Origin of the sequence: Streptomyces sp. NPDC002232, assembly GCF_042890295.1 — a bacterium.
In the GTDB taxonomy this organism is placed as follows: domain Bacteria; phylum Actinomycetota; class Actinomycetes; order Streptomycetales; family Streptomycetaceae; genus Streptomyces.
Genome location: NZ_JBIARV010000006.1, coordinates 586,887 through 611,070, shown reverse-complemented (window position 1 = coordinate 611,070; position 24,184 = coordinate 586,887). Strand labels below are relative to the sequence as shown.

The window sequence follows — 24,184 nt, the reverse complement described above, 5'->3', positions numbered from 1 at the left end:
CCGACCGGCAGGGAAAGAGGGGGTGCCCCGGAACGACCGGGGCACCCCCTCCCGAGCTACGCGTCACGGCTGGGGCGGCGGGGGCGGGGGCGGGGTGTCCTTCCCCTGCTCCTGGCCGCCCAACTGCTGCTTGAGCCTGTCCTGGGCCGTGTCGACCTGGCCCGCGTACTTGCCCTGCGTCCTCTCGTCGACGGCGTCGCCGGCCTTGTCGATGCCCTGGGAGGCCTTGTCCTCGTGGCCCTTCAGCATCCCCTTGAGCTTGTCCATCACAGACATCCGTGCCTCCTAGCCGCTGTTCCAGCCCTTCCAGCATCGGGGCGCAGCACCGGAACCGCATCTGCAGGGCGCGCGTGGGGCAGCGGAATGGGGTGCTCCCGGCCGGGAGCACCCCCTGTGACCAGCACACTTGCCGGTCCGGAGCGGTGGGTGCGGGATCGGCTCCGCCGCAGCGCGGAGTGGCCCACGACGTCCCCGCGACCACGTGCGAGGGGCAGCTTCACGCTCGGCAACCGTCGTGCGGCGGAAGGCTTCCAGCTGTTCGTGAGAACTGCCGCAGGTGGCCGGCGACCCGTTGTGAGCGTGCTCCACGGTTCGACCGGCTGGTCGGTGGCCTGGAGCGCTTCAAGCTCCAGCGCCGTTCCCCTTGCCGCTCCCAGTTGAGGGCTGAGAAGCGCCAGTTACCGGGTGCCGGTGTCCGCCAGGGCGAGGAGGAGAGGGCGTGAGCTGAACTGGTCCGTCCATCCCCCGATAGGCGGTTCTGGAAGCCCTCAGCCGAGCTTTCCGAAGCTCCACAGGACTCCGAGCAGGAAGACCACGCCGGCGCCGATGCCGACCCACGCTTGCCTCAGGTAGAGGCGACGCGCCTTGGCTCGGCGCTCTTGTTCGTACTGGTGCAGCCCCCGCGCGACCGACCGTGCCATCTCTTCCTCGTTCACCGTGCCCCTCGCCCACTCCGTCGTGCCCCTCCCCTGCCCGGTCCATCGGGACGCCACGGGGAGCCTCAGTCACCAGCAGTCACGCGAACGCGAAGGACCCCTGGCCATCGGCCCCGGCCAGGGGTCCTTCACCTGCGGTGGGTGTGGGATTTGAACCCACGGTGACATCGCTGCCACGACGGTTTTCAAGACCGTTCCCTTAGGCCGCTCGGGCAACCCACCCTCGCCCCGGCCCACCTGGGGTGGAGCGGGCTACAGCGTACCGGCTGCGAGGGTGGGGCGGGTCAGCTGTCGCCGGTCCGCTCGCCGAGGACGACCGTGGCCGTGGCGGTCTTGCCGTCGCGCTCGTAGGTGATCTTCACCGAGTCGCCCGGCTTGTGCGTCCAGATCTCGCTGATCAGGGTGGGACCGCTGTCGATAGGGTGGTCGTCGAAGGCCGTGATCACGTCGCCGGCCTTCAGGCCCGCCTTGGCCGCCGGGCCGTCGGGCGTGACCGAGGCGGTGCCGCCGGAGCCCTGAGTGGCGATCGTCGCGCCCTGGCCCTTGTCCTGCATGTTCACGGTCGCGCCGATCACCGGGTACACCGGCTTGCCCGTCCTGATCAGCTGCTGGGCCACGTTCTTCGCCTGGTTGACCGGGATCGCGAAGCCGAGGCCGATCGAGCCGGCCTGGGACTGGCCGAAGCCGCCGCTGGTCGACTGGATGGCCGAGTTGATGCCGATGACCGCGCCGCTCGCGTCGAGCAGCGGCCCGCCGGAGTTGCCGGGGTTGATCGAGGCGTCCGTCTGCAACGCGCTCATGTACGAGCTGCTGCCGCCGGAGCCGTCGCCCGAGGCGACCGGGCGGTTCTTGGCGCTGACGATGCCCGTGGTCACCGTGTTCGACAGGCCGAAGGGCGCGCCGATCGCGATGGTCGAGTCGCCGACCGCCACCTTGTCGGAGTCCCCGAGCGGCAGCGGCGTCAGGCCCTTCGGGGCGTTCTTCAGCTTGAGGACCGCCACGTCGTAGCCCTCGGCCCGGCCGACGACCTCCGCGTCGTAGGTCTTGCCGTCGGAGAACGTCACGGACAGCGTGCCGCCGTCCGCCGCCGACGCCACCACGTGGTTGTTGGTGACGATGTGGCCTTCCTGGTCGTAGACGAAGCCGGTGCCCGTGCCGCCCTCGCCGTCCTGGCCGCCCGACTTGGCCTGGATGGTGACGACGCTCGGCAGGGCCTTCGCGGCGACCGCCGCGACCGTCCCCGGGTCGCGCTTGAAGGAGGCCGGGGCCTGCCCGGAGGAGACCGTGGTCGAGCTGACGCCGTTGTCGCCGCGCTCGGCCGCCCAGTAACCGATGCCGCCGCCGATGCCGCCCGCGACGAGCGAGGCGACGAGCACGGCCGCCACGAGGCCGCCCGTGCGGCGGCGCGGCGCGGCGGGAGCGGCCGGTACGGGCTGCTGCGGGGCGCCCCAGGCCGGCACGGTCGGCGGGGGCGGCGGCCAGCCGCCTGCGGGGCCGCCCGCGGCGGCCGGAGCCGGAGCGGGGGCCGGCGTGTGGGCCTGGACGGTGGGCTGGACCGCCGTCGGCTCGTCCTCCTGGGGAGCCGACGGCGGGGCGGCCTGCGGAGTGGGCCGGTGGGCCTCCTGCGGGGCCGTCTCCCCGGCGGGGGCGGTGGCCGGGGTCGGGGGGGCGGGAGGCGTGGGAGGGGCGGACGGGGCAGCCGGGTCCGCCGGAACCGGCGTGCCCTCGTTCTCGGTGCTCACAGCTCGCTCTCCTCGTTGACTGCGCGGGGTCGGGTACCTACTGCTCCAGGGTGCTGCACCAGCTTTTCCCACCGGGCGTCAGGCCGCTGTAAGGCGGAGCTGTGCGTGGGCACCCCTTTCTTTATATACGGACAGAACGGACAGCCGTCGGGGGTGCCCGCGTCACCCCGCCAATGGCACCATGACGCCGTGACTCACGCACGGCAGCACCAGAACCGCGTACCCCTCCGGGTCGTCGCCCACCGCGGAGCGTCCGAGGACGCGCCGGAACACACCCTGGCCGCCTATGTGAAGGCCATCGAGGACGGCGCGGACGCCCTGGAGTGCGACGTCCGGCTGACGGCGGACGGCCATCTCGTCTGCGTCCACGACCGGCGGGTCGACCGCACCTCGAACGGCCGGGGCGCCGTGTCCGCGCTCGAACTCGCCGATCTCGCCGCCCTCGACTTCGGGACCTGGAAGGGGCGCGACGACTCCGGCGAGAGCCCCGACCGGGAGAACCCCGCCTCCACGTCCGTCCTCACCCTGGAGCGGCTCCTGGAGCTGGTCTCCGACGCCGGGCGCCGGGTCGAGCTGGCCATCGAGACCAAGCACCCGACCCGCTGGGCGGGCCAGGTCGAGGAGCGGCTGCTCGAACTCCTCCAGCGCTTCGGCCTGGACGCGCCCGCGTCCCCCGACGAGTCCCCCGTACGCGTCATGAGCTTCTCGGCCCGCTCCCTGCACCGAATCGCCGCCGCCGCGCCGACGCTGCCCACGGTCTCGCTCGCCCAGTTCGTCTCGCCCCGGCTGCGCGACGGGCGGCTCCCCGCGGGCGCGCGCATCGCGGGACCGTCGATCCGGATCGTCCGGCACCATCCCGCGGTGATCCTGCGGCTCCAGAAGGCCGGGCACCAGGTCCACGTCTGGACCGTGGACGAGGCCGAGGACATCGAGCTGTGCGAGCGCCTGGGAGTGGACGCGATCATCACCAACCGCCCCAAGCAGGTGCTCGCCCAGCTGGGCCGCGGCTGACCCCGGGGCAGGGAGGGGGGAGGGAAGGGGCCGGAGAGGGGCCGGAAAGGGGCCTCTCCCGTCACACCCTCCCCCTGTGCCACAGAGTGCTGCCGCCATAACAGGGTGTGCACCGGCGCGTTCCATGCGTACGCGATCGTCACGAGTGCGTCATCCCACGTCGATTGGCCGGTTTCCGGTCCAGGCCATTGGGGCATCCACACCGTGGCGTGGGGCAAAGGAGGTCTCGGGGGTGGCGTTGGTGGTGGCACAGGAGGTGCCCACGTCGTCGAGCATGGCCGTACCCCATGGCCCTGCGGGCGTGGGTGAGGCGCGACACCGGATGCGGGACGAGCTGTACCGCAGCGGGGTGTCCGAATCGGTCGTCGACGACGCGGTACTGATCCTTTCCGAACTGCTCAGCAATGCCTGCCGGTACGGCAGGCCGCTGGGGCACGCGGAGCGGGGCGAGGGCGACGTACGGGCGGCCTGGCGGGTCGACCCGGCGGGCGGTCTGCGGGTCGAGGTGACTGACGGAGGTGGCCCGACGCGGCCCGTACCGTCGACACCCTCGGTCACCGCGCGCGGCGGCCGCGGGCTGAACATCATCGGGGCCCTGGCCCAGGACTGGGGCGTGCGGGACAGCGCGACCGGCGAGGTCACCGTCTGGGTGGTGGTCACCGAGGGACACCGCCGCGAGGACTTCGCGGCGCGCGTCGGCGGCGGCCCGGCCCTCGACTTCCTCGACGCGTACGACGATCTGGACTGACGGCGATCCGCTGACGACGATCTGGGCCGACGGCGGACCGCTGACGAGATCTGGGCCGACGGCGATCCGCTGACGAGGACCCGGGCTGACGGCGATCTGGGCTGACGGCGGCCGGACCGCGCCGGGCCCGGCCGCGGCGAAGAGGGCGTTCGGGTACGGCGTACCCGGGCGCCCCCCGTCGTCCCGGACCCCGGGCGCCGCCCCGCCTGAGCGGCCCCGGCGCCCCGGGCCGCTAGGCTCGCGCCCGATACCGCACGTACCAGCACGCAACAGCAGGCACACCGCACAGCTGCGATCGGGAGAAAGCCACACCATGGCCAAGAAGCGCCCCCAGACGAAGGCCGGCAAGGCCGGCCAGGCACAGGTCACGAGCGGGGAGATCCCGGTCGTCGGCGCGCGCGAGCCGTGCCCGTGCGGTTCGGGCCGCCGCTACAAGGCGTGTCACGGCCGGGCCGCCGCGCACGCCGTGACCGAGCTCGTCCAGCGCCCCTTCGAGGGTCTGCCCGGCGAGTGCGACTGGGTCGCGCTCCGCGAGCTGGTGCCGGCGGCCACCGTGCCGCTCACCCTCAAGGGCGGGCTGCCCGAGGGCGTGCCGTCCGTGACGCTCGCGACCGTGCTGCCGATGGCGTGGCCCGCGCTGCGCCGTGACGACGGCTCGGTCCTGCTCGCCCTTCAGAACGACTCCACCTCCGGCGACCTGGCCCGCGACCTCGCGGACACGCTCCAGCGCGCCCTGGAGACCGAGCCGGGCAGCCCGGTGCCCGCGCGCCGCGTCCCGGCGGAGGGCCCGCGCCTGCAGGACCTGCTGGACGCGGACGCCCCGTTCGCGCCCGAGGTCCACTCGGGCTTCGAGTTCTGGATCCCGCAGACGGACGGCGCCGACCCGGAGGTCGCCGCCTCCCTGGAGCGGGCCAACGCGGCCGCGATCCCGACCGTCAGGCTGACCGGCGTCGACTCCGCGTACTGGTGCGAGACCCCGGACAAGAACCACCTGCGCTGGGTCATGCCGTACCCGGAGGAGAAGCTCCTCGACGCGCTCGCCCGCCTCCAGGCCGGCGAGGGCACCTCGCTCGGCGCGGACACCCGGCTCGTCGGCTCCTTCCGGGCCCACGGCCTGATGGTGCCGGTGTGGGACCTGCCGACGTCGATGACGGCCGAGGAGTGCGAGAAGCCGGCGGCCGCGTTCGCCGAGCGGCTGGCCGGGGCGCTCGCCTCGGACGCCCCGCTGACGGCCGAGGAGCGCCGGGCGCGCGGCGGCCTGACGAACCGCCAGGTGACTCTCAGCTGATACCCCAGGTGGTATCGGTGACTGACAGACCGACCAGTCGGTGACTTCTGCCACAAGGCGGGTCCGCGGGCGGGTAAATCCCTGTCCGAATAACCGAGATCGAATTTGCGAACCGCAGATCTCTTGTTACCGTTCTTGAAGCCCGGTCGCTGGTGCATCCCCCGTCGCCAGCGACCGGGCCTTTCCATGTCCGCTTCCGGCAGGGCCGGGGCGTCCGACATTCAACTTCCTTCGCCGTCCGCCGTGTTGCTTCCGGCGCGGAGCAGCAGCGGAGTGGCGCCGCCCTCGCCGGATCCCGCGAATTCCGCGACCGCCGTATAGGCCGTGACCTCGCCCCCGGCGCGCTCCCTGGGTGTTTCACAGGTTCCCGGTTCGTCCTGCGCCGGGACCGGACAGTCCACTTGTACGGTCCGCCCGGCGGGGCCCATGAGGGTCAGAAACGCGTCGAGCTGCCGGCCCGTGGCGTTCCGGTAATAGGTGCGCGCCCAGATGTCGGGACCCTCGCCCAGGACGCAGGTCTGCGCCTCGGCGCCTTCGGGAGAGGCGAGTTCCGGCCCACAATGCGTGACGCGCTCGGGAGAGACCGGGGCCTTCGGTGTCGGAGAGGCGGTTGCGGGGGCGGGAGACACCGGTGTACGGGGCACCAGGCCGAGTCCGCCGAGCAGGTCCCCGGCCTTCGCGTCGCCCCGGGCACCCGCGCCGGCCGGCCGTACGGGCTCTCCCGTGGGCCGCGCCGTCGCGACGAGGGGCAGCAGGACGGCGACCGTGACGGCGGCGCCGAGTCCGACCGCACGGAGGTTCACCGGGCTCATGGGACCCACCTGCTCCTGCTCGGCTGGAGATCTTGGACGGTGGGGTGAACATAGCGGCGGGATCAGCGCGCCCAGCCGGGCGCGCGCCCGTTTCCCGTACAAGTCGGACCGGGACACACCCCTTCGGGTGAACGCCCGGTCCGTCGGCGGAGGGCGCCGGTCCGGCGCCGCCCGGCACGGGCTCGGTACGCCGGTCCGCTGCCGCCCCGCACCGGCTCAGTACGCCAGTCTGCTGCCGCCGCCCGGCGTGCTCGTGCTCGCCTCGACCAGGGCGTCGACCACGGCCTCGACGTCGGGCAGCCAGGGGCGGGCCGAGCCCGCGAGCGGGGCGCGCTCCCAGCGGACCTGCCCGGTGCCCGCGACCGACGGGGGCAGCAGGAGGTAGCCGCCCTCGCCGTGGAACCGCAGCGAGCTGGGCACGCCGTCCTTCGCGTACAGCAGCTCGCCCAGCCGTTCGAGGTCGTACGGGGCGACGAGGATCGACCACCGGGTCGGGGTGGCCACCACGGGGCCGAGCCGCATGCCCCTCGCGTCGAGCGCGGCGAGCGCCCGCGCGCCCGCCACCGCGGGCAGGCTGACCGCGCAGGGGGCGCCGCCGCCGGTGGCCAGCACCACGGGGGCGTCCGGGCGCCGGGTCCACCACCAGCGGATCATGCGCTCGTCGGTGGTGGCCGCGAGCAGCCCGGGGTCGTAGGGGTGCGCGCCGGGCACCACGCAGTCGGGGTCGGGACAGGAGCAGGCGATTCCCCTGGCCGTACGGGTCGTCGCTCTCAGGCTCGCGCCCGGCAGGACGGGCCAGTTCCACTCGACCGCGAAGGTGACCGCCGCGTCGAGCCGGGCGGTCCTCTCCTTGCGCCGGAACCGGAGCCTGCGTCGCCTTCCGAGGATCTCGCGCATGAGCGCTCGTTCCTTTCCGTTGAACGCCGAATCCACATCACACCATGTGCGGAACTCTTCACCGTGCGTATCTCAGCGCGTGCCGGGTCGGCGGGGTGCCGGACCGCGGGAGAGCGGTGCGGACCGGGCCGGTGCCGGGCGGATCCCGGGTGAACCGGTGGAGCGAGGTCGGAGCCGGAGCGGGCAGAACACGTTCCCCGCCCGTCGGTGGCGGGTTGCGGCCTGCGGCGAGTAAGACGCCGGGGTTCCGCGTCACGTTCCGGGGCGGTGTCAACTGCCCCTGCCTGTCACCGAGTACGTACCCAGCACGCTTCGTATGACGCGCTTTCAAACGACGTCAGTCGATCGCGAAAGGGTCACACCGGGGGCAATTTTCGGCCAACTTCCCCTGTACTTCAACCCCTGCGCACGACCTCACGGACACCACAAGTCCCATCGGGACAATGCTGGACATCGTTCCTCCCGTGCGTGTACATGTGGAGGCATCGAGCGGCTCAGAATGACATGGGGGTTTGCGATGCTATGGCGTCAAACGCACCGGTCGGAAAGCCGACTGACATGAGCGTCCCGCACATGCCGAAAGTGGCCGGAATCGATTCCACGATTCCCGGTCCCCCGCACACTACGTCGCCCCTCCCCGGGGTCCCCGCGGCCGCGGGTCCCGCCGACGCGGCCCTCCCGCCCGGCGTGCTGATCCAGGACCGGCTCGCCTCCTGGGTCTCCGACCTCACCACCCTCCACGAACTCACCGAGCGCCTCATCAGGACCTCCTCCCTCGACGGGGCCCTGCGCGAGCTGCTCGGCGCCGGTGCCGCCCTCGTCGGCGCCCGCCGCGGCATGGCCGTCCTCGAACCGGCCGACGGCCACGGCCCCACCAGCACCATCGGCCTCGGCCTCGCCCACGCCGACCTCGGCACCATCGAGACCGTCCCGCGCGGCGCCACCAGCTACGGCCGCCTCCTCGACGGCCTGCCCGATCCCGGACACCCGGAGCGCGTCCCCGGTCCGATCGCCATCCGTGACGTCCGCACGGAGGAGGGCCTCGACCCGCGCCACCGCGAGGTCGCCGCCCGCCTCGGCTACGCCGCCAGCTACGCTCTGCCGCTCGCCACCGAGGAGGCCGGCCGGCTCGGCGCGGCCGTCTGGCTCTACGACGAGCCCGCCGAACCCGGCGAACGGCAGCGCCACCTCATCGGGCTCTACGGCCGCTTCGCCACCGAGCACCTCACCCGGCTCCTCCAGGTCGAGCGCGCCCGCGCGCAGGTCTCCACCGTCGCCGAGGAGCTGCTCCCCAGCCGCCTCCCGCGCGTCCCCGGGGTCCAGCTCGCCGCCCGCCACCGCACCGGCCCGCTGGGCGGCGGCGACTGGTACGACGCGCTGCCGCTGCCCGACGGCGCCCTCGGCCTGGCCGTCGGCTCCGTCTCCGGCACCGGACCGAGCGCGATGGCCGCCATGGGCCGGCTGCGCGCCTCCCTCCGCGCGTACGCCGTGATGGAGGGCGAGGACCCCGTCGCCGTCCTCTCCGACCTGGAGCTCCTGCTCCGGCTCACCGAGCCCGCCCGCTCGGCGACCGCGCTCTTCGCCTACGCCGAGCCCGCGCAGCGCCGGATCGTCCTGGCCGGCGCCGGACACGCCCCGCCGCTGGTCGTCGGCGACCGCCGCACCGAGTTCGTCGAGACCTCGCTCTCGGCTCCGCTCGGCATGCTCTCCTGCTGGGAGGCGCCGAGCGTGGAGCTGTCCCCCGCACCCGGAGAAACGGTGCTTCTCTACACCGACGGGCTGCTGCGGCGCACCGGCGACGCCACGGACCGGGCCTACGCACGGCTGCACGCGGCCGCCGCGAGCGTGCCGCGGGCGGACCGGGGCGACCCGGGCGCCGTCGCGGACCACGTCCTGCGGACGCTGCTCCCCGGGGGCCTCGACCCGGCCGTGGAGGGGGAGGACGTGGTCCTGCTCGCCGCCCGCTTCGACTGAGACCGGCCGCCCGATGCGACCGAGACTCGCCGCCCGCCGCGACCGAGAAGCGTGTAAGCGGAACGTAACTCTCCGGTAATGGGTCTTCCGGCCCTGTGCCCCCTTCCGCACGACCGTACGATGGTGGGGGTTCAGTGTCGTACCAAGAGGAGGCAGACCCGTGGCCGAGGAGCTCACGCCGGAGACCCCGGAAGAGACCACCGAAGACCAGGCGATCAAGCAGCGGAAGAACGGCCTGTACCCGGGCGTGTCCGACGAGCTCGCCGAGAACATGAAGTCCGGCTGGGCCGACACCGAGCTGCACGACCTCGCCCCGATCGCCCAGGCCGGCGAGACCGCCGCGCGCCGCGCCGCGCTGTCCGCCCGCTTCCCGGGCGAGCGCCTGGTGATCCCCGCCGGGAAGCTGAAGACCCGGTCGAACGACACCGAGTACGCCTTCCGCGCGTCCACCGAGTACGCGTACCTCACCGGCGACCAGACCCAGGACGGCGTCCTCGTCCTGGAGCCGACCGCCGACGGCCACGAGGCCACGATCTACCTGCTGCCGCGCTCCGACCGGGAGAACGGCGAGTTCTGGCTCGACGGCCAGGGCGAGCTGTGGGTCGGCCGCCGCCACTCCCTCACCGAGGCCGAGCGGCTGCTCGGCATCCCGGCGAAGGACGTGCGCGAGCTCGCCGACGCCCTCAAGGAGGCCACCGGCCCCGTCCGCGCCGTCCGCGGCCACGACGCCGGCATCGAGGCCGCGCTGACCGACAAGGTCACCGCCGAGCGCGACGAGGAACTCCGCGTCCACCTCTCCGAGGCCCGCCTCGTCAAGGACGCCTTCGAGATCGCCGAGCTGGAGAAGGCCTGCGCCTCGACCGCCCGCGGCTTCGAGGACGTGGTGAAGGTCCTCGACAAGGCCGAGGCCACCAGCGAGCGCTACATCGAGGGCACGTTCTTCCTGCGCGCCCGCGTCGAGGGCAACGACATCGGCTACGGCTCCATCTGCGCCGCCGGTCCGCACGCCACCACCCTGCACTGGGTCCGCAACGACGGCGACGTCCGCTCCGGCGACCTGCTGCTGCTCGACGCCGGCGTGGAGACCACCGAGCTCTACACCGCGGACATCACCCGCACCCTGCCGATCAACGGCCGGTACACCGAGATCCAGCGCAAGATCTACGACGCCGTGTACGAGGCGCAGGAGGCCGGCATCGCCGCGGTGAAGCCCGGCGCCGGCTACCGCGACTTCCACGACGCCGCCCAGCGCGTCCTCGCCGAGAAGCTGGTCGAGTGGGGCCTCGTCGAGGGCCCGGTCGAGCGCGTCCTGGAGCTCGGCCTCCAGCGCCGCTGGACCCTGCACGGCACCGGTCACATGCTCGGCATGGACGTCCACGACTGCGCCGCCGCGCGCACCGAGAAGTACGTGGACACCACCCTGGAGCCGGGCATGTGCCTCACGGTCGAGCCGGGTCTGTACTTCCAGGCCGACGACCTGACCGTGCCGGAGGAGTACCGCGGCATCGGCGTCCGCATCGAGGACGACATCCTCGTCACCGAGGACGGCAACCGGAACCTCTCGGACGCGCTGCCGCGCCGCGCCGACGAGGTCGAGGCGTGGATGGCCGCGCTGAAGGGCTGATCCCCGCGTACGTTGGAACCGAAGGGCCCCCGCCGACCGACCGACGGGGGCCCTTCCCCGTGCCGTGCCCGTGCTCGTGCTGTTCCCCGTGCCCGTGCCGTGGCCGTGCTCGTACCCGTTCCCCGTGCCCGTCCCCGGGGCCGCGTCAGGCCAGGAGGAGCGACGGGCTGTCCCGCCACTTCAGGATCTTGTCGAAGCTGACCACGGCACCGCCCAGGCCCGAGCGGTTCCCGAACTGGACGTGATCGGCCAGCTCCTCGATCAGCCGCATCCCCCGGCCGTGCTCGGCCTCGTCGGACGGGACCGCGGGAACGGCACACCCCGGGAAGCCCGGACCCGAGTCGGCCACCTCGATGCGGCAGGTCTCGCCGTCCAGATAGGCCGTCACCCGGTACGCCTCCGAGGGCGCCCCGCCCGGCCCGTGGGAACCGCCCGCGCCACCGTGCTCCACGGCGTTGGCACACGCCTCGGTCAGCGCGACCGACAGCTCGTACGACACGTCGGGATCGACACCCGCCGTCTCCATCGTGCCCAGCAGCAGCCTTCGCGCCAGCGGCACGCTCGCGGCCTCGCGCCGCAGATGGAGTGACCACCAGATGCTCATGCTCCAGCCTCCCGGCAGCGGCTCGACATACCGTTACCTATTGCCGGAGCGGAGGCCCCGTAAGCGCCCGAAGGCGTCAAGAGCGCTCGTTCGGCGGATGCAGGCGGCGGGTGCGCCGGTGTATGCGCCGGGGGCGCGGGCCGCCGGGTCGCCGGGGCAGGCCGCGAGCAGGGGCGCACCCGCCGCCTGGTCAGGGCGCAGTCCGGAGGCACCTGCCCCCGGGTCAGGCCGCGGGTCCGGAGGCGCCCGTCCCAGGGTCCGGGCGCCTATCTCGCCGCGAAGACGCTCAAGAACGACCTTCCGGACCTGCCGCATGGCGGTGGGGGGCGTGGTGCGATGATGGGCCCGCCATGACTGCCCCCGCGCTCGCTCCACGGCTGCTGAGGGCCGCGGTGTTCACCGCGGTCTGCGTCGTGCTGTCCGCGTTGGGACACGCGCTCGCCGCCTGCGCGGGCATCGCGCTGTGGACGCTCGTCGCCGGTCTCCTCGGCGTCTTCGGGGTCACCGTCCTCTTCACCGGACGCGAGCGCTCCCTCGGCTTCGTCGTCGGCGCGCTCGCGGGCGGGCAGCTCGGCCTGCACGCCCTCTTCGGACTCGGCCAGCGGCCGCTGTCCCTCGGCGGCCAGGCCGACGACGCCCTCGTCCGGATGGCCGCCCGCCTCGTCTGCGGAGCGGGCCCGGCGTCCCTCAGCCCCACCGACGCCACCCGGATCCTCACCGACGCGGGGGTCGACCCGGCCGCCGCGCACGCCCACCACATGGGTCACGCGGCCGCCGTTCCCACCGGTGAGCTGCTGCCCGGACTGCCCATGCTGCTCGGCCACCTGCTGGCCGCACTGGCCACGGGCTGGCTGCTGCGCCGGGGCGACCGCGCCCTGGGCCGGCTCGTCGAGCTCTCCGAACAGGGCGCGACCGAGCTCGCCGAATGCTCCCTCGTACGCTCCCTGCGGGCCGCGCTCCGCCTCGTGCGGGCCCTGCTCGCCGGGCTGCCCGCGGCACCTCGCACGGGACCGCGGCGGCTCCTCCGGGCGCCCTCCGACTCCTCGCCGCCGCCGGTGGCCGAGGCACTCCAGCACACGGTGATCAGGCGCGGCCCCCCGGCCGCCGACTGCGTCCTCGCAGCCTGACGCGGACCGCTCACCGTTCGACGGGAGTGGACCGCGCACGTCCGCACGCCCGCCCGGGACCCCCGGTCCGCGGCGCGCCGGACTCGTCCGTCCCGTGAACCCTTACGAGCTGGAGTGTCTCCTTCCATGAGCGTTTCCCGTGTCTCCGCCGTCCGCACCGCCCTCGCCGGCGGCATCGCCCTGTCCTCCGTGGTGCTGCTCTCCGGCACCGCGTTCGCGCACGTGAGCGTGCAGCCGCAGGGCGAGGCGGCCAAGGGCGGCTACGCGACCGTCAACATCAAGGTCCCGAACGAGCGCGACAACGCCTCCACCGTGAAGCTGGAGGTCAACTTCCCGCTCGACCACCCGCTGGCCTCCGTCATGCCGCAGCCCATCCCCGGCTGGAAGGCCGAGGTCACCAAGAGCAAGCTCAGCAAGCCGCTGGAGCTGCACGGCAAGAAGATCAACGAGGCCGTCTCCAAGGTCACCTGGACCGCCGACGGCTCGAAGATCGGCCCCGGCCAGTTCCAGCAGTTCCCGCTCTCCCTCGGCCAGCTGCCCGAGGACGCCGACGAGCTGGTCCTCAAGGCGATCCAGACGTACGACAACAAGGAGGTCGTGCGCTGGATCGAGGAGCAGAAGGACGGCGCTGAGGAGCCGGAGAACCCGGCCCCCGTCCTGAAGCTCTCCGCCGCCTCCGCCGACCACCACGGCGGCGCCGCCCCGTCCGCCTCGGCGACGACGGACGAGAAGGCCGGTCACGACGACAAGGCGGGCGACCACGAGGAGGCCGCGGCCGCCACCTCCACCGACACCACGGCCCGGGTCCTCGGCGTCGTCGGCATCCTCGTGGGTGTCGCCGGTGTCGCCTTCGGCGTCCTCGCCGGCCGCCGCCGCTCGGCCTGACGGCCGCACCCGCACCCGACATCCGGAAGAAGCACCATGTCTGAACAGAAGACGCCCGGGACGGCACCGGCCCGTCCCGGGCGGCGCACGCCGCTGGTCATCGCGGCCGTCGCGATCGTGGCCGCCCTCGGCATCACCGCCGCGGTCGGCCTCGGCGGCAACGACGACAAGCCGTCGGGCTCCGGCTCGGCCGTCGCCGAGGTCTCGGGCGGCACCGACTCCACCAAGGCGGCGACCGTCCTCGACCGGCCGTTCACCAAGCCCGCGCTCGTCCTCACCGACACCAAGGGCCAGAAGTACGACCTGCGGGAACGCACCAAGGGCAAGCCGACCCTCATCTACTTCGGCTACACGCACTGCCCCGACGTGTGCCCCATGACGATGAGCAACATCGCCATCGCCAGGAAGCAGCTCCCCAAGGCCGACCAGGACAAGCTCCAGGTCGTCTTCGTCACCACGGACCCCGAGCGGGACACCTCCGCCGAGCTCGCCAAGTGGCTGCCCGCCGCGGGCGACCCGTCCTTCACCGGCCTCACCGGCGACTTCTCCGCCATCCAGGCGGGGGCCCGGCAGATCGGCATCGGCATCGACCCGCCGACGAAGGACAAGGAGGGCAACGTCGTCTCCATGCACGGAGCCCAGGTGGTCGCGTTCTCGCCCACCACCGACCAGGGCTACGTCCTGTACGGCGAGGACACGAGCATCGACGACTACGCCAAGGACCTGCCGAAGATCATCAAGGGGGAGAACCCGTGACCCGCCGCACCACCGCCCTGTCCGCCGCCGTGGCCCTCGCCGCCGCCCTCGCGCTCACCGGGTGCTCCTCGGGCGACGACGGCTCCTCGGGCGACGGCAAGCCGAAGCTGGAGGTCAGCGGCGCCTTCATGCCGCAGCCGGTGATGGACATGGCCGGCGGCTTCCTCACCATCAAGAACGGCAGCGGTGCCGCGGACAAGCTCACCTCCGTCACCAGCCCGCTCTCGGACGACATCACCCTGCACGAGACGAAGAACCAGAAGATGCAGCAGGTGAAGTCCTTCGACATCCCCGCGAACGGCGAGCTCTCCCTGGCACGTGGCGGCAACCACATCATGTTCATGGAGCTGAAGAACAAGCCCAAGCAGGGCGAGAAGGTCAGCATCGAGCTGCACTTCGAGAAGTCCGACCCCATCAAGGTCGACGTGCCCGTCGAAGCACCCGGCCACAACCCGCAGCAGCACTGAGCTCGTTGACGGAGTGACACACAGATGACAACCACCGCCCCGCGCCTCGGCAACGCCCTGGCCCGGCTGCTCATCCTCGCGGCCGCGCTCCTCGGCACGCTGCTCGCCGGCGCCGCCCCCGCCTCCGCGCACGCGGCGCTCACCGGCAGCGACCCGAAGGACGGGGCGGTGGTCGCCACCGCCCCCAAGGAGGTCAACCTGACCTTCTCGGAACAGGTCGCCATGAGCGCCGACGCCATCCGGGTCCTCGACCCGGCGGGCCGCCGGGCCGACACCGGCGAGATACGCGACCTGTGCAGCGGCTCCGTCGTCCGGTACGGCGTGGAACTCCGCGCCGGACTGCCCGACGGCACGTACACCGTGGCCTGGCAGGCCGTCTCGTCCGACAGCCACCCCGTCGCCGGCGCGTTCACCTTCTCCATCGGAGCCCCCTCCACCACGTCCGTCGCCCTGCCCGACCAGGCACCCGGCGGCGGCCTCGTCGGCACCCTCTACGGCGTCGCCCGCTACCTCTCGTACGCCGGGTTCGCCGTCCTCGTCGGCGGCGGCGCCTTCGTCCTCGCCTGCTGGCCGCGCGGCGCGAGCGTCCGCGCCGTCCAGCAGACGGTCGTCCGCGGCTGGCTGGCCCTCACCGGCGCCACCCTGGCGCTGCTGCTCCTGCGCGCTCCCTACACCGGCTCCGGAAAGCTCGCCGACGCCTTCGACCTGGCGGGCCTCAAGGCCGTCCTGGAGACGAAGACCGGCGCCGCGCTCACCTCCCGGCTGCTGCTGCTCGGCGCGGCCGCGCTCTTCGTGGCCGTCCTCTTCGGCGCCTACGCCCGCCGCACCGACCCGAAGGAGAAGAAGGACCTCGCCTTCGGACTCGCCCTCGGCGGCACCGTCGTCGCCGCCGGGATCGCCGGCACCTGGGCCCTGGCCGAGCACGCCTCGACCGGTCTCCAGCCCGGTGTCGCCATGCCCGTCGACATCCTGCACCTCCTCGCCGTCGCCGCCTGGCTCGGCGGCCTCACCGTGCTGCTCGTCGCCCTCTACCGGGCGCCGTCCGTCGAACGCTCCGCCGTCGAGCGCTTCTCCAAGGTGGCCTTCGGGTCCGTGGCCGTCCTCGCGGCCACCGGGCTCTACCAGTCCTGGCGCCAGGTCGGCTCCTGGTCCGCGCTGACCGGGACGCGGTACGGCCAGCTGCTCCTGGTCAAGATCGGCCTCATGGCGGTCCTCCTCGGCATCGCCTGGATCTCCCGCCGCTGGACCCGGCGTCTCGCGGACCCCGCGTCGCGTGAGACGGGGACGCCGGACGAGGCGTCCGAGGGAGGCGTCGACGGGACGGCGGGCGAGGGCTCCGAAGGCGCGGTCGACGGGACGACCGACGAAGCGTCCACCGCGTCCGGGGCCGAGATCGCCGCATCCGTGTCCGCGATCTCCGGGACCGGCTCCGAGCCCAGCTCCGGCACCGGCGGTGCCGCCGAGGCCGTCGACCCCGCGCGGGCCGCGCAGCTCGCCCGGCAACGGGCCGCCGTCGCCACCGCCACGCGCAAGCGGGAGCGGGACGCCGACCCCGAGCGCGCGGGGCTGCGCCGCTCGGTGCTGACCGAGGCCGCCGTCGCGGTCGTCCTCCTCGCCGTGACCACCGTGCTCACCTCGACCGAGCCCGGCCGCACCGAGGAGGAGGCGGGGCGCTCCACCTCCGCCTCCGGCCCGGCCGCCGTGCCGGACCGTCCCGTCGACATCCGGCTGCCCTTCGACACCGGCGGCGTCGACGGCAAGGGCGTCGTCCGTCTCAGCCTCGACCCCGGCCGCACCGGCGCCAACGCGCTCCACATCTTCGTCGAGCGTCCCAACGGCAAGCCGCTGGACGTCCCCGAGATCAAGGTCGCCCTCACCCTGGAGGCGAAGGACGTGGGCCCGCTGCCCGTCGCCCCCGACCGCATCCAGACCGGCCACTGGAGCGCGAGCGGAGTCCAGATCCCGATGCCGGGCGACTGGAAGATCCAGGTGACCGTCCGTACCTCCGACATCGACCAGACCACCATCGACAAGAACGTGAAGATCGGCTGAAGCACGTGACCGACAGCGACAACCTCCAGCTCTCCCGGCGGCGCCTGCTCGGCACCGTCGGCGCGGCGGGCGCGGCCGGCCTCGTCGCCGGCGCGGCGGGCGGGGCCGGGATCTCCGCGGCCGTGTCCGGCGAGGACACCGCGGGAGCCGGCGGCTCCCCGTCCCTGACCACCGTCGGCTCGACCGCGGTGATGTTTCACGGGAAACATCAGGCGGGCATCACCACCCCCCTCCAGTCCCGCGGTCATCTGGTCGCCTTCGACCTCGCGCCGGGCGCGGGCCGCAAGGAGGCCACGGCCCTGCTGCGCCGCTGGTCGGCCACGGCGAAGGCGCTGATGGCGGGCAAGGCGCCGGCCGAGGACACCGGGGTCGCACTCGACGCGGGCCCGTCCTCCCTCACCGTCACCTTCGGCTTCGGCCGCACCTTCTTCGACCGCACCGGGCTCGCCTCGCGCCGCCCGTCCGGTCTCGATCCGCTGCCCGCCTTCTCCGCCGACGCCCTGGACCCCCGGCGCTCGGAGGGCGACCTGTGGGTGCAGATCGGCGCCGACGACGCGCTCGTCGCGTTCCACGCCCTGCGCGCGGTCCAGAAGGACGCCGGGGACGCGGCGCGGGTGCGCTGGCAGATGAACGGCTTCAACCGCTCCGCCGGTGCCACCGCGAAGCCGATGACCGCCCGCAATCTGATGGGCCAGGTCGACGGCACGGGCAACCCGAAGCCCACCGACCCCGACTTCGACCGGCGGATCTTCGTCCCGGCCGGGACCGGGGGCGCGTCGGAGTGGATGGCCGGCGGCTCGTACGCGGTGGTGCGCCGGATCCGGATGCTGCTCGACGACTGGGAGAAGCTGCCGCTGGACCGGCAGGAGAAGGTGATCGGACGCCGGAAGTCCGACGGTGCCCCGCTCACCGGCGGCTCCGAGACCACCGAGCTCGACCTGAACAAGATCGGTCCGGACGGGAAGACGGTGATCCCGGGCAACGCCCACTCCCGGATCTCCGCCCCCGAACAGAACGGCGGGGCGGCGATGCTGCGCAGGCCGTTCTCCTTCCACGACGGGATCGGTCCGGACGGGACGCCGGACGCGGGCCTCCTCTTCATCTGCTGGCAGGCGGACCCGCTCCGGGGCTTCGTGCCGGTCCAGCGCAAGCTCGACCGGGGTGACGCGCTGTCCGCGTTCATCCGGCACGAGACCAGCGGGCTCTTCGCCGTCCCGGGCGGTCCGGCGGAAGGCGAGTACGTGGGCCAGCGCCTCCTGGAGGCCTGACGGCGGTGACCGTCGCGGGCCCCCGCCGGGGCGGCACGGACCGTCGTCCGCGCGGAGCACGCCCGCACTCGGACGGCGGCCCACGGCGGCACTCGGGCGGCGGCCCACGCCCACGCTCCGGGCGGCGGCACTCGGGCGGCGGCCCGCAGAGGCGCCGACCATTAGGGTGACGGTATGTCCGCCACCCGGTACACCTATCTCGGCCCCGAAGGCACCTTCACTGAGGCGGCGCTGCGCACGCTGCCCGAGGCCGCGACGCGGGAGCTCGTCCCGATGGTCTCGGTCCCGGCCGCCCTCGACGCCGTGCGGAACGGTGAGGCCGCCGCGGCGCTCGTCCCGATCGAGAACTCGGTCGAGGGCGGAGTGACCGCGACCCTGGACGAGCTGGCCTCCGGCGAGCCGCTGATGATCTACCGCGAGGTGCTCCTCCCGATCGCCTTCGCGCTGCTCGTCCGGCCCGGGACCAAGCTCTCGGAGATCAAGACGGTCACGGGCCATCCGGTGGCCCAGCCGCAGGTCAGGAACTGGCTGCGGGCGCACCTGCCCGAGGCGGTGTGGGAGTCGGCGGCCTCGAACGCGGACGGGGCCCGGCTGGTCCAGGAGGGCCGGTTCGACGCCGCCTTCGCGGGGGAGTTCGCGGCGGCGACGTACGGCCTGGAGGCGCTGGTCACGGAGATCCACGACGCGGAGAACGCCGAGACGCGCTTCGTGCTCGTGGGCCGTCCGGCCCGGCCGGCGGCCCCGACGGGCGCCGACAAGACCTCGGTGGTGCTGTGGCTGGGTGACGATCATCCGGGTGCCCTCCTCGAACTGCTCCAGGAATTCGCGGTGCGCGGGGTGAACCTGATGCTGATCCAGTCCCGGCCCACGGGGGCGGGGATCGGGAACTACTGCTTCGCCGTGGACGCCGAGGGCCATATCTCGGACCGGCGGGTGGGCGAGGCGCTGATGGGGCTCAAGCGGATCTGCCCCAAGGTGCGGTTCCTCGGCTCGTACCCGCGGGCGGGCGTCGCGGCCGAGGACGTGTCGCCGCTGCGGCGCGGGACGTCCGACGGGGAGTTCATGGCGGCCTCCGACTGGCTGGCGAGGGCCCAGGACGGTCGGGCCTGATCCGAGGATGACCGAACGCTCCCGACTCCGGGAGCGTTCGTCCACAGGTACGAGCCACTAGTCCTACCTGCATACTTTTCAGTTACCCACAGAGGTTATCCACAGGCTTGCGTCAGGCCTGGGGACAAGTCGACACCGCACCGAGACAAGGTCGACAAATCGTCCCACTCACCCCCCGTCCCTCCGTGCGCCATCCACAGCGCCCCGCTGACGCCCACGTCAGCAGCCCTCCGGCGACCCACTCGTTGGAGCGAGCAATTCCCACCCATATGAGTGCCTCAATGCTGTTTGATCACGGAATTCCCAGGCACGATGGCGGAAATCCACGGGGCGTTCCCCGTAATCCACAGATCTTCCGCACAGCCTGTGGATAAGTGAATGCGAGGCCCCTGCCGGGACCTGACCCATGTCATTTCCCTGGATCTCAATTCGGGCAAAACAACACGCGCCCCCTTATCCGGTGGGGGCGGGCGAACACGCACCGGTAGCCTGGTGGGGTGATTGACCTTCGCCTGCTCCGTGAGGACCCCGACCGTGTTCGCGCCTCCCAGCGCGCCCGTGGAGAGGACGTCGCGCTCGTCGACGCCCTGCTCTCCGCCGATGAGCGGCGCAGGTCGTCCGGCGTCCGCTTCGACGAGCTCCGATCCGAGCAGAAGGCGCTCGGCAAGCTGATCCCCAAGGCCTCCCCCGAGGAGCGCGCCGAGCTCCTGCGCAAGGCCGAGCAGCTCAAGACCGACGTCAAGTCCGCCGAGGCCGAGCAGAACGAGGCCGACGAGACGGCCAAGCGGCTGCTGCTCCAGCTCGGGAACATCGTCCACACGGACGTCCCGGTCGGCGGCGAGGAGGACTTCGTCGTCCTGGAGACGCACGGCACCATCCGCGACTTCGCGGCCGAGGGCTTCGAGCCCAGGGACCACCTGGAGCTGGGCGAGGCCCTCGGCGCCATCGACGTCGAGCGGGGCGCCAAGGTCTCCGGCTCGCGCTTCTACTACCTGACCGGCGTCGGCGCCCTCCTGGAGCTCGCCCTGGTCAACGCGGCGATCGCCCAGGCCACCGAGGCCGGCTTCATCCCCATGCTGACCCCGGCGCTGGTCCGTCCGCGCGCCATGGAGGGCACCGGCTTCCTCGGCCAGGCCGCGGAGAACGTGTACCACCTGGAGAAGGACGACTACTACCTCGTCGGCACGTCCGAGGTGCCCCTCGCCGCGTACCACATGGACGAGATCATCGACGCCGACAAGCTGCCGCTGCGGTACGCGGGCTTCTCGCCCTGCTTCCGCCGCGAGGCCGGCACGTACGGCAAGGACACCCGCGGCATCTTCCGCGTCCACCAGTTCGACAAGGTCGAGATGTTCTCGTACGTCGCGCCCGAGGACGCGGAGAGCGAGCACCAGCGCCTCCTGGAGTGGGAGAAGCAGTGGCTGACCTCGCTGGAGCTGCCGTTCCAGGTCATCGACGTCGCCACCGGTGACCTCGGCTCCTCCGCCTCCCGCAAGTTCGACTGCGAGGCGTGGATCCCGACCCAGGGCAAGTACCGCGAGCTGACCTCCGCCTCGAACTGCGACGGCTTCCAGGCCCGCCGCCTCTCCGTCCGCATGCGCGAGGAGAAGGACGGCAAGAAGACGGTGCAGCCGCTGGCCACCCTGAACGGCACGCTGTGCGCCGTACCGCGCACCATCGTGGCGATCCTGGAGAACCACCAGCTGGCCGACGGTTCGGTGCGGGTGCCCGAGGTCCTCCGTCCGTACCTCGGCGGCCGCGAGGTCCTGGAGCCGATCGCCAAGTGAGCCCCTTCCCCTACCGCCTGGTCGCGACGGACCTCGACGGCACGCTGCTGCGGGCCGACGAGTCCGTCTCGGACCGCACACGGAACGCGCTGGCCGCCGCGACGGAGGCGGGCGCCGCGCACATCGTGGTCACCGGCCGGGCGGTGCCCTGGACCCGGCACATCCTCGACGACCTCGGCTACGAGGGGATCGCGGTGTGCGGCCAGGGTGCGCAGGTCTACCACGCCGGTGAGCACCGGCTGCTGACCTCGCTGACCCTGGACCGGCAGCTCGCCGGGCTCGCCCTCTCCAAGATCGAGGCGGAGGTGGGACCGCTGGCGGTGGCCGCCAGCCGTGACGGTCTGGACGGCGAGGTCCTGATGGGCCCCGGTTACCGGGCCCAGGAGGGCCCGCTGCCGTACGTGCCGTACGAGGACCCGGCGGAGCTGTGGTCGGCGCCGCTGACCAAGCTGTACATCCAGCATCCCGAGCTGGGCGACGACGAGCTGACCCGTCTCGCGCGCGAGACGGTCGGCGGGCTCGTGGACGTCGTCATGGCGGGCCCCGGCATCGTGGAGATCCTGCCGCTCGGCCTGAGCAAGGCGACCGGCCTGTCGCTCGCGGCGCGCCGGCTCGGCGTGAAGGCCGCGGAGACGATCGCCTTCGGCGACATGCCGAACGACATCCCGATGTTCGGCTGGGCGGCGCACGGCGTGGCCATGGGCAACGCGCACGAGGAGCTGCGGGCGGTGGCGGACGAGGTCACGGCCTCGAACGAGGAGGACGGCATCGCGGTCGTCCTGGAGCGCCTGCTGGCGTCCTGACACCCGCCGGATCCCGTACGAAGGCCCGCTCCCCGGAGGGAGCGGGCCTTCGCGGGTTCACGGCCCGCGCGGACCGGTGATCCGCGCGCTCGAAGCGGCCGTACCCGGGAGATCCCCCGTGTCCCCCGTACCCCTAGTGTGCGCCGGGTGGACGTTCGGTCACCACCGGTTTTCCCCAGGGCGGCGTTCCGCAGGGCGGGACCCCCCGGGTCAGCGGGTAGCAGGCCAGGCCGATCGCCAGGGAGATCGCGTGCCCGAGGTCCGTGTAGGTGCGGTCGGTGGCGAGCGGCACGAGGAAGAACGCGAGGACGGCGGCCAGGTAGAGCCAGCGCCACGGCCTGGGCAGCCGGTAGGTCAGGATCCCGGCCGAGGCGGCGAGGCCGTAGCTGACGCCGATGTCGACGACGTGGGCCATGCTGCGCGGCACGTCGTGGAGCTGGATGGCCGCGAGGACCACCTGCTGGCTGATGAGCGTGGCCGCGATGTGGGCGGTGGCGACGGTGAAGAGCCATTTCGCGGTGCCCAGCCAGCGTTCCACGGGGGCGTGGAAGACCTCGAACAGGACCGCGTACAGGAGCAGGTCGGCCGGGTTCTCGATCCAGAACGCGCTGCCCAGCAGGGCCCGCACCGGATGGTGCGCGAGCTGGTGGAGATTGCTGCTGTTGCGGTGGAGGAGATACGTCTCCAGGCCGTGCGGCGAGAGCGCGATGACGAGGCTGGTGAGCGCGATGACCGCCAGCCACACGTGCGTACCGGGTGACGAACGCACCCACGACCTGATCGGTCGGGACGGTTCGCCACCCGGGGAGGTATTGCTCGGCACCTTTCAGTGCCTATCACCCGAACCTGGGAGAAACCTCAGAAATTGATCATGTGTCCGGCAATACCGTGGATCGCTTCCTTCACGGCCTCGCCCAGCGTCGGGTGCGCGTGCACGTTCCGGGCGACCTCGTGGACCGTGAGGTCCCACTGCTGGGCCAGCGTCAGCTCGGGCAGCAGCTCGGTGACGTCGGGGCCGATGAGGTGCGCGCCGATGATCTCGCCGTGCGTGCCGTCGGCGACGATCTTGACGAAGCCGGTGGCGTCGCCGAGGCCGTGGGCCTTGCCGTTCGCGACGAAGGGGAACTTGGCGACCTTGACGTCGTAGCCCTTCTCGCGGGCCTGCGCCTCGGTCCAGCCGAAGCTGGCGATCTGCGGCTGGCAGTAGGTGGCGCGCGGGATCATCGGGTAGTCGAGCTCCATCGTCTCGGCGTCCCCGATGGTCTCGGCCGCGATGACGCCCATGGCCTCGGCGGTGTGCGCGAGCATCAACTTCGCGGTGACGTCGCCGATGGCGTAGATGTGCGGCACGGAGGTGCGGCAGCGGCCGTCGACGTCGATCGCGCCGCGCTCGGTCAGGGCGACGCCGGTGTTCTCCAGGCCGTAGCCGGTGACGTTCGGGGCGAAGCCGATGGCCTGGAGGACCTTGTCGGCCTCCAGGACCTTCTGGGCGCCGTCCTTGCCGGTGACGGTGACGCGGACCTGCGGGCCGGACTCGTCGATGGCCTCGACACGGGTGGAGGTGAGGACGTCGATGCCGAGCTTGCGGTACTGCTTCGCCAGCTCCTTCGACACCTCCTCGTCCTCCAGCGGCGCGACGCGGTCGAGGAACTCGACGATGGTGACCTTGGTGCCGTAGTTGTTCAGCACGTACGCGAACTCGATGCCGATGGCGCCGGCGCCGGCGATGACGATCGACTTCGGGGCGTCCTCGGCGAGGATCTGCTGCTCGTACGAGACGACGCGGTCGCTCAGGGACGTGCCCGGGAGCAGGCGCGGGGTGGCGCCGGTGGCGATGATGCAGTGGTCGAAGGCGATGGTCTCCGACGTGCCGTCGGACTTGGCCACCTGGAGGGTGTTCGCGTCGACGAAGGTGCCACGGCCGTCGAACTCGGTGATGCCGTTCTTCTTCATCAGGAAGTGGACGCCCTTGACGCGGCCGTCCGCGACCGAGCGGCTGCGGCGGAAGGCCTCGCCGTAGTCGAAGGAGACGGTGCCGTCGACCTTGATGCCGAAGGTCTTCGCCTCGTGGTTGAAGATGTGGGCGAGTTCGGCGTTGCGCAGCAGCGCCTTGGTGGGGATGCAGCCGACGTTCAGGCAGACACCGCCCCAGTACTTCTCCTCGACGACCGCGACCCGCTTGCCCAGCTGGGCGGCGCGGATGGCGGCGACGTAGCCGCCGGGGCCAGCTCCGAGTACGACGACGTCGAAGCGGTCTGACATGACTGACTCCCGAGGGTGGTGAGGGTGTTCGG

At 72.6% G+C, this 24,184-nt stretch carries 22 protein-coding genes and 1 tRNA gene; 14 read left to right on the top strand and 9 right to left on the bottom strand.

The window, feature by feature from the left end:
- Positions 1 to 63 precede the first annotated feature (63 nt).
- From ACFYXU_RS30965 to ACFYXU_RS30950, 4 genes are all read right to left on the bottom strand, one after another.
- Positions 64 to 276, bottom strand: coding sequence for an antitoxin (locus ACFYXU_RS30965; RefSeq protein WP_389407875.1), 213 nt, complete (start codon positions 274 to 276; stop codon positions 64 to 66).
- A gap of 491 nt (positions 277 to 767) precedes the next feature.
- On the bottom strand, positions 768 to 935 hold the full coding sequence (locus tag ACFYXU_RS30960) for a hypothetical protein (RefSeq protein ID WP_389460997.1): 168 nt from the start codon (positions 933 to 935) through the stop codon (positions 768 to 770).
- 135 nt (positions 936 to 1,070) lie between these two features.
- A tRNA-Ser gene (locus ACFYXU_RS30955) sits at positions 1,071 to 1,157 on the bottom strand.
- A 62-nt stretch (positions 1,158 to 1,219) separates the two neighbouring features.
- Positions 1,220 to 2,677 carry a S1C family serine protease gene (locus ACFYXU_RS30950; RefSeq protein ID WP_389460995.1) on the bottom strand — a complete coding sequence of 486 codons (1,458 nt, stop codon included), beginning with the start codon at positions 2,675 to 2,677 and terminating at the stop codon, positions 1,220 to 1,222.
- Positions 2,678 to 2,866: 189 nt separating this feature from the next.
- On the opposite strand from ACFYXU_RS30950, the gene ACFYXU_RS30945 reads away from it, so the two are divergent.
- The 3 genes from ACFYXU_RS30945 (at position 2,867) to ACFYXU_RS30935 (ending at position 5,724) form a co-directional block, all read left to right on the top strand.
- Positions 2,867 to 3,688, top strand: a complete 822-nt coding sequence (locus ACFYXU_RS30945) for a glycerophosphodiester phosphodiesterase (RefSeq protein WP_389460993.1) — start codon at positions 2,867 to 2,869, stop codon at positions 3,686 to 3,688.
- Positions 3,689 to 3,812: 124 nt separating this feature from the next.
- Entirely contained in the window at positions 3,813 to 4,436 is a 624-nt protein-coding gene (locus ACFYXU_RS30940) for an ATP-binding protein (RefSeq protein WP_329856150.1), read from the top strand.
- A 313-nt stretch (positions 4,437 to 4,749) separates the two neighbouring features.
- Complete coding sequence (locus ACFYXU_RS30935) at positions 4,750 to 5,724, top strand: DUF5926 family protein (RefSeq protein ID WP_361397236.1); 975 nt, start codon at positions 4,750 to 4,752, stop codon at positions 5,722 to 5,724.
- A gap of 221 nt (positions 5,725 to 5,945) precedes the next feature.
- On the opposite strand, the gene ACFYXU_RS30930 is transcribed toward ACFYXU_RS30935, so the two are convergent.
- Together ACFYXU_RS30930 and ACFYXU_RS30925 are read right to left on the bottom strand one after the other, a co-directional pair.
- The gene (locus tag ACFYXU_RS30930) at positions 5,946 to 6,536 is read right to left on the bottom strand and encodes a hypothetical protein (protein WP_389407872.1); all 591 of its coding nucleotides are present in this window, start codon (positions 6,534 to 6,536) and stop codon (positions 5,946 to 5,948) included.
- Positions 6,537 to 6,752: 216 nt separating this feature from the next.
- Positions 6,753 to 7,433, bottom strand: a complete 681-nt coding sequence (locus ACFYXU_RS30925) for a bifunctional DNA primase/polymerase (RefSeq protein WP_361397242.1) — start codon at positions 7,431 to 7,433, stop codon at positions 6,753 to 6,755.
- Between the two features lie 522 nt (positions 7,434 to 7,955).
- On the opposite strand from ACFYXU_RS30925, the gene ACFYXU_RS30920 reads away from it, so the two are divergent.
- Positions 7,956 to 9,407, top strand: coding sequence for a PP2C family protein-serine/threonine phosphatase (locus tag ACFYXU_RS30920; RefSeq protein WP_389460990.1), 1,452 nt, complete (start codon positions 7,956 to 7,958; stop codon positions 9,405 to 9,407).
- Between the two features lie 160 nt (positions 9,408 to 9,567).
- Entirely contained in the window at positions 9,568 to 11,031 is a 1,464-nt protein-coding gene (locus ACFYXU_RS30915) for an aminopeptidase P family protein (RefSeq protein WP_389407870.1), read from the top strand.
- A gap of 145 nt (positions 11,032 to 11,176) precedes the next feature.
- Here ACFYXU_RS30915 and ACFYXU_RS30910 read toward each other — a convergent pair whose 3' ends face one another.
- On the bottom strand, positions 11,177 to 11,635 hold the full coding sequence (locus tag ACFYXU_RS30910) for an ATP-binding protein (RefSeq protein ID WP_361397250.1): 459 nt from the start codon (positions 11,633 to 11,635) through the stop codon (positions 11,177 to 11,179).
- 350 nt (positions 11,636 to 11,985) lie between these two features.
- Here ACFYXU_RS30910 and ACFYXU_RS30905 point away from each other — a divergent pair, with 350 nt between their 5' ends.
- From ACFYXU_RS30905 to ACFYXU_RS30865, 9 genes are all read left to right on the top strand, one after another.
- A complete protein-coding gene (locus ACFYXU_RS30905) occupies positions 11,986 to 12,762 on the top strand; it encodes a hypothetical protein (RefSeq protein ID WP_389460988.1) in 777 nt (258 codons plus the stop codon).
- Positions 12,763 to 12,888: 126 nt separating this feature from the next.
- The gene (locus ACFYXU_RS30900) at positions 12,889 to 13,647 is read left to right on the top strand and encodes a YcnI family protein (protein WP_329856140.1); all 759 of its coding nucleotides are present in this window, start codon (positions 12,889 to 12,891) and stop codon (positions 13,645 to 13,647) included.
- A 36-nt stretch (positions 13,648 to 13,683) separates the two neighbouring features.
- Entirely contained in the window at positions 13,684 to 14,403 is a 720-nt protein-coding gene (locus tag ACFYXU_RS30895; protein ID WP_329856138.1) for an SCO family protein, read from the top strand.
- Positions 14,400 to 14,870 carry a copper chaperone PCu(A)C gene (locus ACFYXU_RS30890; RefSeq protein ID WP_376507565.1) on the top strand — a complete coding sequence of 157 codons (471 nt, stop codon included), beginning with the start codon at positions 14,400 to 14,402 and terminating at the stop codon, positions 14,868 to 14,870. The genes ACFYXU_RS30895 and ACFYXU_RS30890 overlap by 4 nt, the downstream gene beginning before the upstream one ends.
- A 24-nt stretch (positions 14,871 to 14,894) precedes the next feature.
- Positions 14,895 to 16,922 carry a copper resistance protein CopC gene (locus tag ACFYXU_RS30885; protein WP_389460986.1) on the top strand — a complete coding sequence of 676 codons (2,028 nt, stop codon included), beginning with the start codon at positions 14,895 to 14,897 and terminating at the stop codon, positions 16,920 to 16,922.
- Positions 16,923 to 16,927: 5 nt separating this feature from the next.
- A complete protein-coding gene (gene efeB / locus ACFYXU_RS30880; RefSeq protein WP_389460984.1) occupies positions 16,928 to 18,190 on the top strand; it encodes an iron uptake transporter deferrochelatase/peroxidase subunit in 1,263 nt (420 codons plus the stop codon).
- A 174-nt stretch (positions 18,191 to 18,364) separates the two neighbouring features.
- Positions 18,365 to 19,300: a prephenate dehydratase gene (pheA, locus tag ACFYXU_RS30875; protein WP_361397265.1), complete on the top strand. Its 936-nt coding sequence runs from the start codon at positions 18,365 to 18,367 to the stop codon at positions 19,298 to 19,300.
- 497 nt (positions 19,301 to 19,797) lie between these two features.
- Positions 19,798 to 21,087: a serine--tRNA ligase gene (gene serS / locus ACFYXU_RS30870; RefSeq protein WP_376507562.1), complete on the top strand. Its 1,290-nt coding sequence runs from the start codon at positions 19,798 to 19,800 to the stop codon at positions 21,085 to 21,087.
- The gene (locus ACFYXU_RS30865; RefSeq protein ID WP_361397268.1) at positions 21,084 to 21,890 is read left to right on the top strand and encodes an HAD family hydrolase; all 807 of its coding nucleotides are present in this window, start codon (positions 21,084 to 21,086) and stop codon (positions 21,888 to 21,890) included. Before serS ends, ACFYXU_RS30865 begins: the two co-directional genes overlap by 4 nt.
- A 133-nt stretch (positions 21,891 to 22,023) precedes the next feature.
- Here the strand turns inward: ACFYXU_RS30865 and ACFYXU_RS30860 are convergent, their stop codons facing one another.
- On the bottom strand, positions 22,024 to 22,713 hold the full coding sequence (locus ACFYXU_RS30860; RefSeq protein ID WP_389460981.1) for a rhomboid-like protein: 690 nt from the start codon (positions 22,711 to 22,713) through the stop codon (positions 22,024 to 22,026).
- 35 nt (positions 22,714 to 22,748) lie between these two features.
- Positions 22,749 to 24,152, bottom strand: a complete 1,404-nt coding sequence (gene lpdA, locus ACFYXU_RS30855) for a dihydrolipoyl dehydrogenase (protein WP_329856126.1) — start codon at positions 24,150 to 24,152, stop codon at positions 22,749 to 22,751.
- Positions 24,153 to 24,184 lie beyond the last annotated feature (32 nt).

Excerpts from the sequence above, each read along its gene's own strand:
- ACFYXU_RS30965 (WP_389407875.1), bottom strand. The coding sequence starts at position 276 with ATGTCTGTGATGGACAAGCTCAAGGGGATGCTGAAGGGCCACGAGGAC.
- ACFYXU_RS30940 (WP_329856150.1), top strand. The coding sequence starts at position 3,813 with ATGCGTACGCGATCGTCACGAGTGCGTCATCCCACGTCGATTGGCCGG.
- ACFYXU_RS30935 (WP_361397236.1), top strand. The coding sequence starts at position 4,750 with ATGGCCAAGAAGCGCCCCCAGACGAAGGCCGGCAAGGCCGGCCAGGCA.
- ACFYXU_RS30930 (WP_389407872.1), bottom strand. The coding sequence starts at position 6,536 with ATGAGCCCGGTGAACCTCCGTGCGGTCGGACTCGGCGCCGCCGTCACG.
- ACFYXU_RS30925 (WP_361397242.1), bottom strand. The coding sequence starts at position 7,433 with ATGCGCGAGATCCTCGGAAGGCGACGCAGGCTCCGGTTCCGGCGCAAG.
- ACFYXU_RS30920 (WP_389460990.1), top strand. The coding sequence starts at position 7,956 with ATGGCGTCAAACGCACCGGTCGGAAAGCCGACTGACATGAGCGTCCCG.
- ACFYXU_RS30910 (WP_361397250.1), bottom strand. The coding sequence starts at position 11,635 with ATGAGCATCTGGTGGTCACTCCATCTGCGGCGCGAGGCCGCGAGCGTG.
- ACFYXU_RS30905 (WP_389460988.1), top strand. The coding sequence starts at position 11,986 with ATGACTGCCCCCGCGCTCGCTCCACGGCTGCTGAGGGCCGCGGTGTTC.
- ACFYXU_RS30900 (WP_329856140.1), top strand. The coding sequence starts at position 12,889 with ATGAGCGTTTCCCGTGTCTCCGCCGTCCGCACCGCCCTCGCCGGCGGC.
- ACFYXU_RS30895 (WP_329856138.1), top strand. The coding sequence starts at position 13,684 with ATGTCTGAACAGAAGACGCCCGGGACGGCACCGGCCCGTCCCGGGCGG.
- ACFYXU_RS30885 (WP_389460986.1), top strand. The coding sequence starts at position 14,895 with ATGACAACCACCGCCCCGCGCCTCGGCAACGCCCTGGCCCGGCTGCTC.
- pheA (WP_361397265.1), top strand. The coding sequence starts at position 18,365 with ATGTCCGCCACCCGGTACACCTATCTCGGCCCCGAAGGCACCTTCACT.
- lpdA (WP_329856126.1), bottom strand. The coding sequence starts at position 24,152 with ATGTCAGACCGCTTCGACGTCGTCGTACTCGGAGCTGGCCCCGGCGGC.